11 protein-coding genes are annotated in these 12,922 nt (G+C 74.7%); 7 read left to right on the forward strand and 4 right to left on the reverse strand.

Going from position 1 to position 12,922, the window contains the following annotated elements:
• The first annotated feature begins 166 nt into the window (after nt 1-166).
• The 4 genes from ACZ52R_RS28405 to ACZ52R_RS28420 all read left to right on the forward strand — a co-directional run bounded on the left by ACZ52R_RS28405 (nt 167) and on the right by ACZ52R_RS28420 (nt 4,136).
• A complete protein-coding gene (locus tag ACZ52R_RS28405) occupies nt 167-1,126 on the forward strand; it encodes an ABC transporter ATP-binding protein (RefSeq protein WP_360501402.1) in 960 nt (319 codons plus the stop codon).
• Nucleotides 1,123-1,971, forward strand: coding sequence for an ABC transporter permease (locus ACZ52R_RS28410; protein ID WP_465614811.1), 849 nt, complete (start codon nt 1,123-1,125; stop codon nt 1,969-1,971). Before ACZ52R_RS28405 ends, ACZ52R_RS28410 begins: the two co-directional genes overlap by 4 nt.
• 183 nt (nt 1,972-2,154) lie before the next feature.
• Nucleotides 2,155-3,462 carry a sensor histidine kinase gene (locus ACZ52R_RS28415; protein ID WP_465660678.1) on the forward strand — a complete coding sequence of 436 codons (1,308 nt, stop codon included), beginning with the start codon at nt 2,155-2,157 and terminating at the stop codon, nt 3,460-3,462.
• Nucleotides 3,459-4,136, forward strand: coding sequence for a response regulator transcription factor (locus ACZ52R_RS28420; RefSeq protein WP_360501410.1), 678 nt, complete (start codon nt 3,459-3,461; stop codon nt 4,134-4,136). Before ACZ52R_RS28415 ends, ACZ52R_RS28420 begins: the two co-directional genes overlap by 4 nt.
• Before the next feature lie 28 nt (nt 4,137-4,164).
• On the opposite strand, the gene ACZ52R_RS28425 is transcribed toward ACZ52R_RS28420, so the two are convergent.
• The 4 genes from ACZ52R_RS28425 to ACZ52R_RS28440 form a co-directional block, all read right to left on the reverse strand.
• On the reverse strand, nt 4,165-4,914 hold the full coding sequence (locus ACZ52R_RS28425) for a phosphatase PAP2 family protein (protein WP_465660676.1): 750 nt from the start codon (nt 4,912-4,914) through the stop codon (nt 4,165-4,167).
• Nucleotides 4,915-5,118: 204 nt separating this feature from the next.
• On the reverse strand, nt 5,119-6,582 hold the full coding sequence (locus ACZ52R_RS28430) for a phytoene desaturase family protein (RefSeq protein WP_465660674.1): 1,464 nt from the start codon (nt 6,580-6,582) through the stop codon (nt 5,119-5,121).
• Between the two features lie 292 nt (nt 6,583-6,874).
• Nucleotides 6,875-7,570, reverse strand: a complete 696-nt coding sequence (locus tag ACZ52R_RS28435; protein WP_465660672.1) for a hypothetical protein — start codon at nt 7,568-7,570, stop codon at nt 6,875-6,877.
• A gap of 131 nt (nt 7,571-7,701) precedes the next feature.
• Nucleotides 7,702-8,169: a MarR family winged helix-turn-helix transcriptional regulator gene (locus tag ACZ52R_RS28440; protein WP_465754397.1), complete on the reverse strand. Its 468-nt coding sequence runs from the start codon at nt 8,167-8,169 to the stop codon at nt 7,702-7,704.
• Between ACZ52R_RS28440 and ACZ52R_RS28445 the strand changes: the two genes are divergently transcribed.
• The 3 genes from ACZ52R_RS28445 to ACZ52R_RS28455 all read left to right on the forward strand — a co-directional run bounded on the left by ACZ52R_RS28445 (nt 8,168) and on the right by ACZ52R_RS28455 (nt 12,776).
• A complete protein-coding gene (locus ACZ52R_RS28445; protein ID WP_465660668.1) occupies nt 8,168-8,977 on the forward strand; it encodes an SAM-dependent methyltransferase in 810 nt (269 codons plus the stop codon). The two genes, ACZ52R_RS28440 and ACZ52R_RS28445, sit on opposite strands and share 2 nt — an antisense overlap.
• A 206-nt stretch (nt 8,978-9,183) precedes the next feature.
• A complete protein-coding gene (locus ACZ52R_RS28450; protein ID WP_465614818.1) occupies nt 9,184-10,026 on the forward strand; it encodes an FAD binding domain-containing protein in 843 nt (280 codons plus the stop codon).
• Nucleotides 10,023-12,776, forward strand: coding sequence for a molybdopterin-dependent oxidoreductase (locus ACZ52R_RS28455; RefSeq protein WP_465754398.1), 2,754 nt, complete (start codon nt 10,023-10,025; stop codon nt 12,774-12,776). The genes ACZ52R_RS28450 and ACZ52R_RS28455 overlap by 4 nt, the downstream gene beginning before the upstream one ends.
• The last annotated feature ends 146 nt before the right edge of the window (nt 12,777-12,922 follow it).

Genomic DNA, 12,922 nt, shown 5'->3' on the forward strand with positions numbered 1-12,922 from the left:
GAACATCACCCGTCGAGCTGCCCGGCCGACGCGTGGCCCGTGGTACCGCGGTACTACGGGCGCGTCGATGATCGGCCCCCGGTACCACGGATCCGGCCGCCCCTGCCCCTAGCGTGGAAGGCGAGGGCGGCCGGGACGGCCCGGCCCCGGAGCACAGGGATGACCGATGATCGAGGCACACCAGCTGACGAAGCGGTACGGCGAGAAGACCGCCGTCGACCGGCTGGACTTCACGGTCCGGCCGGGCACGGTGACGGGCTTCCTCGGGCCCAACGGGGCGGGCAAGTCCACCACCATGCGGATGATCGTCGGTCTCGACGCCCCCACCAGCGGAACGGTCCGCGTCAACGGCCGCCGCTACGCCGAGCACGCGGCGCCGCTGCAGGAGGTCGGCGCGCTGCTGGAGGCCAAGTCGATCCACCCGGGTCGCTCCGCCTTCAACCACCTGATGGCCCAGGCCCACACCCACGGCATCCCGCGCGGCCGGGTCGACGAGGTCATCGAGATGACCGGCCTGCAGTCGGTGGCCCGCAAGCGCGCCGGGGCGTTCTCGCTCGGCATGGGCCAGCGGCTCGGCATCGCCTCGGCCCTGCTCGGCGACCCGGCCACCGTGATGCTCGACGAGCCGGTCAACGGCCTCGACCCCGAGGGCGTCCTGTGGATCCGCAACCTCCTCACCGGGCTCGCCGCCGAGGGGCGCACCGTCTTCGTCTCCTCGCACCTGATGAGCGAGATGGCCCTGGTCGCCGACCACCTGATCATCGTCGGACGGGGTCGGCTGCTGGCCGACACCACCGTGCAGGAACTGGTCCGTCAGGCCGGCGGCGACGCGGTCAAGGTCGCCAGCGCCGACCCGGCCGGGCTGCGCTCCGCGCTCGCCGGACCGGGAGTGGAGATCACCGGCCGGGCCGGCTCGGAGGAACTCCTGGTCACCGGCCGCACGGCCCGCGAGATCGGCCTCGCCGCCGCCGAGCAGGGCATCGCGCTCTTCGAGCTCACTCCCCGCACGGTCTCCCTGGAGGAGGCGTTCATGGAGCTGACCCGCGACGCCGTCGAGTACCACGGCACCACCACCGCCAAGGCCGCCGACACCGTCGGCACCGAAACCCCGAGGAGCGCGGCATGAGCGTTGTCGCACCGAGCCCGACGTCCGCGCCCGCCGACCTCCGGCCCGCCCGCCCCGCGTACAAGGTGACCGCACTGCGCGTGCTGCGCTCCGAGTGGGCCAAGCTGTGGTCCCTGCGCTCCACCTGGATCACCCTCGGCCTCGCCCTGCTCTTCCTGGTCGCGTTCGGCCTGATCGCCGCGTCCCAGTTCAAGTCGCGGATCAGCGAGGGCCGCCCGATGGACCGGGACTTCGCCACCGCGAGCGCGCTGAGCCTGTCCCTGTTCGGCACCAACTTCGCCCAGCTGGCACTCGGCGTCCTCGGCGTCCTGGTCGCCGCCGGCGAGTACTCGACCGGCATGATCCGCTCCACGCTCGCCGCCGTGCCGCGCCGCCTGCCGGTGCTGTGGTCCAAGGCCGCCGTGTTCGGGGTGATCGCGCTGGTCCTCGGTACCGTCGGGGTGTTCGCCACCTTCCTCGTCGACAGCCGGATCCTCGCCGACACCCGCGCCGCGATGACCCTCTCCGACACCGGGGTCGTGCGCGGCCTGCTCGGAGCCGGGCTCTACCTCGCGCTGGTCGGCGTGATCGGCGTCGCGCTGGGCGCGCTGCTGCGCTCGGTGGCCGGCGGCATCGCCGTCCTGGTGGCCTCGCTGATGCTGATCCCCGGGCTGACCTCGCTGCTGCCCAGCTCCTGGCAGGACGACATCAGCCCCTACCTGCCCAGCCACGCGGGCGAGGCGATGTTCGCCCTCCAGCACGACAGCACCACGCTGTCGCCGACGGCCGGACTGGTCGTCTTCCTCGGCTGGACGGTGCTCGCCCTGACGGGAGCCGCCGTGCGCCTGGTGCGCACCGACGCCTGAGGCACCAGGCGTCAGGCCTGATGCCTCAGGCACGGCGCCCGAGACACGAGGCACGAGGCCTGATGCCTGAGGCACGGCGCCTGCGGCACGAGGCCTGAGACAATCGGAGTGCGGCGCCGGGACAGACCGGCGCCGCTTTCCGCGATCGCGCAGCACAGACGTCCGACCAGGGAGGTGCCACCGGTGAGCGAGCACGCCACCTCCACGGGCCCGTTCACCGGAGCCGAGGTCCTGTCCGGCCCGCTGTTCGCGCGCCTGGCCCGGATCGGCCAACGGGTGCGCCAGGCGGACCGCGACCACCCCTGGGTGCTCGACGCCGCCGTGGTCGTCGCCGCCGTCCTGCTGTTCTGCCTGCCGGACCTCCTCCCCGGGCACGGCGAGGGCCCGCGCGAGCACCGGATCGTCCTCGCCCGGCTGTCGCTGCCCGCGACGCTGGCCCTGCAGGCGGGCCTGGTCGTCCCGCTGCTGTGGCGCCGCCGCCGGCCCACGGCGGCCTTCGTCGCGATCATGGCGGTCTTCGTCCTGCAGTGGTCGCTGGGCGTCGGCCTGCGCGCCGACGCCGCCCTGCTGATCGCCCTCTACAGCCTGGCCCTGCACGGCCGGCTACGGCACCTGGCCTGGTCCTGCGGGGCCATGGTCGGCGCCGTCGCCCTGGTCGCCGTGGCCGTCTCCGGTGGGGGGCTGCCCGTCGGCGACGCCCTGTTCTTCCTGTTCAGCGCCGCCACGGCGGCCGTCGCCCTCGGCATCGCGGTACGCATCCGGCGCGCCCAGCTCGCCGGACTGCGCGAACGCGCCGCCCGCCTGGAGATCGAACGCGACCAGCGCAGCCGGCTCGCCACCGCCACCGAGCGCACCCGGGTGGCCCGCGAGATGCACGACATCATCGGCCACAACCTGTCCGTCATCGTCACCCTCGCCGACGGCGGCGCCTACGCGGCCCAGGCCGCCCCCGAGCGCGGCCGGGAGGCCCTGCTGCTGATCGGCGACACCAGCCGCCAGGCACTCGGCGAACTGCGCCGCATGCTCGGCGTCCTGCGCGACCAGGGCGACGAGACCGCCGAATTCACCCCGCAGCCGGGCATCGCCGACCTCGACGGGCTGTGCGCCCGCATCCGCGCCGCCGGACCGCAGGTCGTGTACACGGCGGCCGGCGACCTCGACCGCCTGGACCGCGGCATGCAGCTCATGGCCTACCGCATCGTCCAGGAATCGCTCACCAACACCCTCAAGCACGCCGGCCCCGACACCCGGGCCCACGTCACCCTGACCGCCGACACCGACCGGCTGCGGGTCCGCGTCCAGGACAGCGGGCCGCCCCCCGACGCCCGCACACCCGCGCACCCCGGCGGCGAAGGCCACGGCCTCGCCGGCATCCGTGAACGCGCGGCGCTCTACGGCGGCACCGTCACGGCTGGCCCCGGCCCCGGTGCAGGATGGAGCGTGGAGGCCGTACTCGACCTCACCCCCGACCCGACAGGCGGACCGACGTGACCACCGTCCTCATCGTGGACGACCAGCCACTCCAGCGGTACGGCTTCCGCATGCTGCTGGAGAGCCAATCCGACACCGAGGTCGTCGGCGAGGCCGCCCACGGCGGCGAAGCCGTCCGGCTGACCGCCGACCTGCGACCCGACGTCGTCCTGATGGACATCCGCATGCCCGGCATGGACGGCATCGAGGCCACCCGGCAGATCGTCGCCAGCGGCGGCCGCTCCCGCATCCTCGTGCTGACCACCTTCGACCTCGACGAGTACGCCCACGCCGCGCTGCGCGCCGGAGCCAGCGGCTTCCTCCTCAAGGACGCCCGCCCCGAGGAGCTGCTCTCCGGGATCCGCTCCGTCGCCGGGGGCGACGCCGTCGTCGCCCCCGCCATCACCCGGCGCCTCCTCGACGCCTACGCCCACCGCCTGCCGATCCGCCCGCCCGGCACGGCACCCGCCGCCGACCCCAGGCTGGAAGCCCTGACCGACCGCGAACGGGAGATCCTGATCGCCGTCGCCAACGGCTGGACCAACGGCGAGATCGCCCAACGCCTGGTGCTCGCGGAGTCGACCGTCAAGACGCACGTCAGCCGCGTCCTGGCGAAGATCGGCGCCCGGGACCGGGTACAGGCGGTGATCTTCGCGTACGACCGCGGCCTGGCCCGGGCACAGCCGCCGGTCTGAGCGGGCACCCGCCGGGTTCCCGGGGTGGTCACTCTCGGTCGCTCGCGTGGTGATCCGTCGGGCTCCCGGGTGTCCGGCGGCGGTGCGGTGGGCCCGGGCGCAGGACGACGGCGCCGGCGGCGAGCCAGCCGGCGGCGAGGAGCCAGCCGCCGAGGACGTCCAGGGGCCAGTGCACCCCGAGGTAGACGCGGGTGAGGCCGATCGCGACGGCGAACACGGCGGCGCCCGCGATCGCGGCCCCGGCCCGGGCCGGGCGGGCCCGGGCGACGGCCAGGGCGAGCAGACCGGCGCTGACCGTGGCGGTGAAGGAGTGGCCGGAGGGGAAGGAGAACCCGGACGCGTCCGTCGCCCAGTTCATCCGCGGCGGCCGGGGCCGTCCGCAGGCGTGCATCACGCCCAGCCGCAGGAGCTGGCCCGCGATCAGCCACAGCACGGGGCCCGTCAGCTGCAGGACGGCGCGGCGCGGGGAGCGCGGCGCGGGCGCGGCGCGGAGGGTGACGGCCCCGGCGGCGAGGGCGAGGAGGTAGGGCACCACGCCGCTGCCGAGCCAGGTGAGGGCGACGGCCGTGCTCCGGGCGGCGGCCGGCCGGTGGGTGACACTCCAGTCATTGGCAGCCCGCTCGAACGGGTACGGTGCCCAGCCGTGGGCGGCCGTCAGCACGGCCACGACCGTGAACAGCACGCCCGCGATCCCCGCGACGAGGAGCCACCGGCGCCCGCCGTCGGCCGCCCGCGCATCGGGTTCGGGCGGGCGGGCAGGTCCCGGCGGGGGGTTCATCGAGCACGACGCCTTTCCTCGGGAACGGGGCTCGGTCACCGTCGGGGTTCGGTCGCAGCCGCCTCCGGTCGCGTCCGGTCGCGGCCGCCGACCGGGGGACGGCGACGCCAGGCCCTATGCTCGCGGCGCGCACCGTCCGGCGGGGCGCAGCCACGCCACGGCGGCCCCGACGACCCGTCGCCCGCTCTCCGGGCGGCCGGCTGATCAGCCGGCCGCCGTGATCCCCGCGTGCCGTAGGGCGGACCGGGCCGCGTGGATGCCGCACAGGCCGTGGACGCCGGCGCCGGGTGGGGTGGCGGCGGAGCAGAGGTAGACGCCGGGGATGCCGGTGGCGTACGGGTCGAGGGCGGGGCGTGGGCGCAGGACGGTCTGGAGCGGGGTGTTGGCGCCGGTGCTGATGTCGCCGCCGACGAGGTTGGCGTTGTGGCGCGGCAGTCGGCACGCCGGGGTGACGGTGGTGGCGAGCACGCGGTCCCGGAAGCCGGGGGCGAAGCGTTCGAGTTGGGCCAGGATCTGCCCGGAGGCGTCTCCGTCGTAGCCGTGCGGCACGTGGGCGTAGGCGTACACGGGGTGGGTGTCGCCGCGTGAGCGGCCGGGGTCGGCGAGGTACTGCTGGGCGACGAGGACGAAGGGGCGTTCGGGCATCCGGCCGTGGGCGGTCTCCCGTTCGGCGTGGGCGATTTCCTCCATGGTGCCGCCGAGGTGGACGGTGCCGGCCCGGCGGCAGTCCTCGTGGCGCCACGGGACGCCGTCGGCCACGGCGAAGTCCATCCGGAAGGCGGCCGGCCCGTGCCGCCAGCGCCGGTAGGCGCGTCGTACGCGTGGGGGCAGTCGGTCGCCGCAGATGTCCGCTGCCGCGCCGGGGGCGACGTCCAGCAGGACGAGCCCGGTCGGCGGCAGTTCGGCGAGGGAGCGCACCGGGTGCCCGGTTTCGAGGTGTCCGCCGAGTTCGGTGAGCCGGGCCGCGAGGGCGGCGGTGATCCGGCCGGAGCCGCCTCGGGCGACGGGCCAGCCGCGGTGGTGGGCGGCGGCGAGGAGGAGCAGGCCGACGGCGGAGGTCAGCGGGCGTTCGAGGGGCTGGAAGGCGTGCGCGGCCGCCCCGGCGAACAGAGCCCGGGCCCGGTCGGTGCGCCAGCGCCGGGCGAGCACGGTGGCGGGTTGCGCGGCTCGGCGGCCGAAGTCGGCGAGCAGCAGCGGGTGTCGGGGTACCCGCAGGAGCGGGCGCAGGGCGTCGTCGGCGAGGGCGTCGAAGTGCTCGCTCGGCCGGGTGAACACCCGCAGCCAGGCCTCGGCGTCGGCGCCGAGCGCGCGGGCGCTGTCCCGGACCGAGCGCAGGGCCACGGCCGCGTTCCCGTCGTCCAGGGGGTGTGCGAGGTCCACGTCGGGCCAGGCCCAGTGCAGGCCGTGCCGGGCGAGGTCGGGGGAGCGCAGCAGTGCGGAGGCCACGCCGAAGGGGTGCACCGCCGAGCAGTGGTCGTGCAGCAGGCCGGGCAGGGTGGTCTCGCCGCTGCGGGCGCCGCCGCCGATCTCCTCGGCGGCTTCCAGCACGGTGACCGCGAGCCCGTGCACGGCGAGCGTGACGGCGGCGGCCAGGCCGTTGGGACCGGAGCCGACGACGACGGCCTCGGTGACGGGGTGCCTGGGCTGCCGCGCCTCCACGGGACCCACCGGTCACCGTCCCTTCCCGGCCCGAGCTTGCCCGGGGCCGTCCGCGGGCCGCGGCGTTCCGGACGTCGGCCATGGTCTCCCACGGTAGGGGCCGTCTCCTCCCACGGTAGGGGACCGGGGCGGCCGGCCCCGCTCCCGCCGCCGTTCCAGGCCGAAATCGAGGCCGCCCTCGCCGCCCGCCGTTCCCGAGGGCACGCCCCCGGGCAGCCGGCTCGCCGGCGATGACGTGGTGAGTCGCTCGCGGACCCGGACGTGACCGGAGCGGGGTCAAGGTCCGGTCGGGATCGGAGGGTCAGTCCTCGAGGGCGACCACCGTGGTGACGGCGGTGAAGAGCAGCCAGGCGAGGATGGGGAGGGCCAGGGTGACGACGAGGGGCCACTGGGCGAGGCAGAGGGTGAAGCTGCCGAGGAGGGAGACGAAGGCGATCCCGAGGGCGGTGGCCGGCGGTACCGCCTGGGCGCTCGCGCTTGGCCAGGCCAGGCCGTACAGGGTCAGGGCCGTCCCCGCTCCGACCAGGAGGGCCACCTTGAGGCAGGTCAGCCAGGGGATGTCGGGTACCGAGGCGCGGTGCCCGTGCCAGGAGACCTCGACCGCCCGGCCGTTCCAGATCTTCAGGTCCACGTCCGTGCCGATGGCGACCTCGTCGTAGAAGGCCTCGCCGACGTCGAAGGTGTGGCTGCGCGCCGTTTCCCGGGCCACGGTCAGCTCGTAGCTGGTGGAGTCGCCGCTGTTGTCGACCTTCCCCGCCGTGACCTTGCCCGTCTCGTGGCGTACGCAGGCCGCGCCGGGCGCGGCCGCCGCCGTTCCGCAGTCCGGGGCGGCGAGGTAGGCGTCCACCGAGCGGTAGCCGCCCACGAACCAGCTGAAGGCGACGAAGACGGTGGCCAGGCCCGCCAGCAGGAGCAGGCCCCGGGCCAGCGTGCGGCCGACCGCCGCCAGGACTCGGGGCCGGCCGGGCGGCCGCGCGTCCTTGATCCGAGCGTTCATCGCAACCCCCATCGATCGCGTCCCGGGCACCTCCCCGATGCCCAGTGGGGATGATTCCAGGGAGACGGCTGACGGGAAAGCAGACCGGGCTCCTTGTAGCGCAGTTGTGGAAATCCGGCCGGGTCCGCTGGTCAGCGCAGCAGGAGGCCCGCGAGTTCGTCGAGCAGTTCGGTGACCCGGCGGGCCTGGTCCGGGTCCGGGACGGCCTTCGAGATGACCGGCTCGGCGGGCTGCGCGACGCGGGCGCGGATGGCGGTCCGGGCGCGCTCGGAGACGGTCAGCAGGGTGCGCCGCCCGTCGGCCGGGTCGGCGGCGGCGTCGAGCAGGCCGGCCTCGCGCAGTCGGGCGACGGAGACGGAGACGTGGCTCTGGGCGAAGCCGGTGCGGACCCGGATCTCCTGGACGGAGGTGGCGGGGTGGCGGTACACGTCGGAGATCACGGCGATCCCGCCGGCGGTGAGGTGCGCGGAGGCCGGGTCGGTGATCATCGCGCGGCCGAGCTCGGTCAACCGCTTGCCGAGTCTGAGGAGTTGCACGCCGTCCATGCCGCCATAATACATCTTCACCGATGTATCGGTGGCGATGTACATTGCGGGCATGACGACCTCCGAACCGCTGAGCCCGGTGTCCCGCACCTCCCTGTCCGTCGCCCGGGTGCGGGCCTACGAGAGCGCCCGCCCCGACCCGCTCTTCGTCGACCCGTACGCCGCCGCCTTCGTCACGGCCGCCGCGCTGCCGCTGCCCGCAGCCGGCCTGGGCAGCGGCCTCGCCAGGGCCCTGGTCGCGCACGGCATCCTGCGCACCCGCCACTACGACGACCGCCTCCTCGCCGCCGAAGCCGACCAGGTCGTGCTGCTCGCGGCGGGCCTCGACACCCGCGCCTACCGGCTGGACTGGCCCGCCGGCACCCGGGTGTTCGAACTCGACCTGGCCCCGGTGCTGGCCTTCAAGGAACAGGTCCTCGACGGGCTCGGTGCCGCGCCGAGGAGCGAGCGCACCACCCTGTCCGCCGACCTGCTGGACCCGCACTGGCCCGCCCGGCTGGTCGAGGCCGGGTTCGACCCGTCGCGCCGCTCGGCCTGGCTGGCGGAGGGCCTGCTGGTCTACCTCACGCCCGAGGAGGCCGCCGGACTGCTCACGGCGGTCGCCGGCCTGGCCGCCCCCGGCAGCCGCCTGCTGACGGAGAAGGGCGGGGACGTCAGCGCCGCACCGCACGAGCCGTCCCTCGCCCACATCACCGACCTGTGGCGCGGCGGCCTCGGCCCCGACACCCACGGCTGGCTCGACCGGCACGGCTGGACCACCGCACTCACCCCCCTGGACCAGGTCGGGGAACGCTACGGCCGCCCGCTCTCCGGGCCCTCCACCAGGGGCTTCATCGAGGCCGTCCGACGCACGGACGGCTGAGCCCGCGCCCGGCCCCGCCCGCTGCCCCCGACCCGCCGCAGGGCCCGGACCAGCGGCGGCGGCCACCACCGCGACATGTCCATGCGCTGGTCGATCGTCCAGTCTGGCCGCCCGAGGCTGGTGCGTGCGACCACTCGTTCCGCCCGGTGGCGCGTTGCTTCAATCGCCGTGTCGATCAATCGAGCAATCGAGGACGGTGACGGAACGTGGACCTGAACACGGTGGTGGAGCTGCGCGACGCGCGGCGGCGCGGGAGCTGGCGCCCGGGGGACGCCTGGCTCGGCGGCGGGACGTACCTGTTCTCCGAGCCGCAGCCGCACATCCGGCGGCTGATCGACCTGAGCCGGATGGGCTGGGAGCCGGTGCGGCTGACGCCCGCCGGCGACCTGGAGATCGCGGCGACCTGCACGATCGCCCAACTGTCGCGCTTCGCCCGGACCCTGGACCGGCCGACGGCCCCGCTCGTCGAGCAGTGCTGCCGGGCGTTCCTCGCGTCCTGGAAGATCTGGCACATGGCCACCGTCGGCGGCAACCTGTGCAACGGGCTGCCGGCCGGGCCGATGATCTCGCTGACCGCCGCCCTGGACGGCGTCTGCACCCTGCTGTCCCAGGACGGGGGAGTGCGCGAGGTCCCCGTGGCGGACTTTGTCGTCGGCGCGGGGGTGAAGGACCTGCGCCCCGGTGAACTGCTCCGCTCGATCCTCCTGCCCGCCCGGGCCCTGGAGCGGCGCACGGCCTTCCGGCAGGCCTCCCTCTACGGGCTCGGCCGCTCGGGCGCGCTGCTCATCGGCACCCGCGACCCGCTCGACGGCGAGCTGGCGCTGACGGTCACGGCCTCGACCGTGCGCCCCGTCCGGCTGCGCTTCCCGCTGCCGCCCAACGCGGCGGCGGTGCGCGAGGCGATCGGCTACGGCATCGCGCCCGAGGAGTACGTCGACGACATCCACGGACACCCCGCCTGGCGGCGGCACATGACCTTCCGCCTCTCCGAGGAGGTCCGCCGCGAACTGGTCGACGGGCACCACGCCGACGAGGAGGACGGACGGTGAGCTTCTCCATCCGGGTCAACGGCGAGGACTTCGACGCCGAGCCGCGCGCCGGCCAGTGCTTGCGCACCTACCTGCGCGACCGCGGCTGGTTCGGGGTCAAGAAGGGCTGCGACGCGGGCGACTGCGGCGCCTGCACCGTGCAGGTGGACGGCGAGCCGGTGCACAGCTGCCTCTACCCGGCGCTGCGCGCCGAGGGCCGGGCCGTCACCACCGTGGAGGGCCTGGCCGAGAAGGGCGGCGAACTCCACCCGCTGCAGCAGAAGTTCCTGGACGCCCAGGGCTTCCAGTGCGGCTTCTGCACGGCCGGCATGCTGATGACGGCCTCCGCCTTCGACGAGGAGCACCTCGCCGACCTGCCGAGGGCGCTGAAGGGCAACCTGTGCCGCTGCACCGGCTACCGGGCGATCGAGGACGCCGTCCGCGGCGTTCGGCACACCGAACGGCCCTGCGCCGGCCAGGCCGTCGGCCGCAGCCCGGGCGCCCCCGCAGGGCCGCAGGTGGTGACCGGCACCGCCCGCTACACCTTCGACCTGGCGGTGGACGGGCTGCTGCACATGAAGCTGCTGCGCTCGCCCCACCCGCACGCCCGGATCACCGCCATCGACACCTCGGACGCGCTGCGCGTCCCCGGCGTGGTCGCGGTGTTCACCCACGAGGACGCGCCGGACAGGCTGTACTCCACGGCCCGCCACGAGCACCCGACCGAGGACCCGGACGACACCCGGGTGCTGGACGACGTGGTCCGCTTCGTCGGCCAGCGGGTGGCCGCCGTGGTCGCCGAGAGCGAGGGTGCCGCCGAGGAGGGCTGCCGGAGGATCGCCGTCACCTACGAGCGACTCCCGTACGTCCTGGACCCGGAGGAGGCGATGCGGCCGGGCGCCCCGGTGATCCACCCCAAGGGCCCGGAGTCCCGGATCGCCCGGCCCGGGGACAACGTCTGCGGCGAGGCGCACGGCGAACTGGGCGACGTCGAACGGGGCTTCGCCGAGGCCGACGTGGTCTACGAGGAGACCTTCCGCACCCAGCGGGTGCAGCACGCCAGCCTGGAGACGCACGGCTGCGTCGCGTACTTCGAGGAGAGCGAGGAGACGGGGGAGGAACGGATCGTGGTGCGCTCCTCCACCCAGGTGCCCTTCCTCACCCGGCGCGCCCTGTGCGACCTCTACGACCTGCCGATGGACAGGGTCCGGGTGGTGGCGGGCCGGGTCGGCGGCGGGTTCGGCGGCAAGCAGGAGATGCTCACCGAGGACATCGCGGTGCTGGCGGCGCTGCGGCTGCACCGGCCGGTCAAGCTGGAGTTCACCCGCGCCGAGCAGTTCCACGGCGCCACCACCCGGCACCCGTTCACGATCACCGTCAAGCTGGGCGCCAGGAGCGACGGCACCCTGACGGCCCTGCGCTTCCGGGTGGTTGCCGACACCGGCGCGTACGGCAACCACGGGCCGGCCGTGATGTTCCACAGCATCGGCGAGTCGATGGGCGTCTACCGGGCGCCGCACAAGAAGGTCGACGCCTACTCCGTCTACACCAACGCGGTGCCCGCCGGCGCGTTCCGCGGCTACGGTCTCGGCCAGGTCACCTTCGCCGTGGAGTCGGCGATGGACGAACTCGCCCGGCGGCTGGGCCTCGACCCGCTGGTGCTCCGGGAGAGGAACGTCATCGGCCCCGGCGAGCACATGGAGGGCCCGCTCGGCGAGGAGGAGGACCTCCACATCGCCTCCTACGGACTCGACCAGTGCCTCCAGGTGGTCCGCAACGCCCTCGCGCACGACACCAGCGCCGAACTCGCCCCCGAGGGCTGGCTGGTCGGCCAGGGCTTCGCCATGGCGGCCATCGCCTGCGGCCCGCCCGGCGGCCACATCGCCGACGCGACGGTGAAACTGCTGGAGGACGGCACGTACGACATCGCGGTGGGCACCGCGGAGTTCGGCAACGGCACCACCACCGTGCACCAACAGATCACCGCCGGAGCCCTCGGCACCACGCTCGACCGGATCTCGATCCGGCAGTCCGACACCGACGTGGTGAAGCACGACACCGGCGCCTTCGGCTCCGCCGGGACCGTCGTCGCGGGCAAGGCCGTGATGAAGGCCGCCGACGCGCTCGCCGAGCGGATCCTCTCCTTCACCGCGGAGTACGCCCGCACTCCGCGCGGCCTGCTGCGGCTCACCGCCGACGCGGTCGAGTGCGACGGGCGGGCGGTCGCGCTCAAGGAGGTCTTCGAGGCGGCTCGCGGGCAGGGCGTGGAGCTCAGTGCCGACGGCCACTTCGGCGGCTCACCGCGCTCGGTGGCGTTCAACTCCCAGTGGTTCCGGATCGCGGTGGACCCGGACACCGGTGAGATCCGGATCCTGCGCAGCGTCCACGGCGCCGACGCCGGCAAGGTGATGAACCCGCTGCAGTGTCGCGGCCAGGTCGAGGGCGGCGTCGCCCAGGCCCTCGGCGCGACGCTGTTCGAGCAGGTCCTGGTCGACGACCGCGGCGAGGTCAGCACGGCGGCGTTCCGCCGCTACCGGCTGCCCGCCTTCGCGGACGTGCCGCGCACCGAGGTGCACTTCTCGCAGACCTCGGACGCCATCGGGCCCTTGGGTGCCAAGTCGATGTCGGAGAGCCCGTTCAACCCGGTGCCGGCGGCCTTCGCCAACGCCCTGCGGGACGCCACCGGGATCCGCTTCACCGAGGCGCCGTTCCTGCGGGACAAGGTCTGGCGGGCCCTCGACAAGCACCGCCGGCGGCCCGCGGCGCCGTGAGCGGGAGGCGGCCCGGGACGGTCCGGGACGTGGCCCGGGAGGCGGCCCGGGGCAGTCCGGGCGGCGGTCCACTGTCGGGACCGCCGGACCACGGCCCCCTCCGCAGCCCTCGCCGTCAGGTGATCACACAAGAGGAAAACCGCACC

It is taken from the genome of Kitasatospora sp. NPDC034023 (assembly GCF_055575795.1).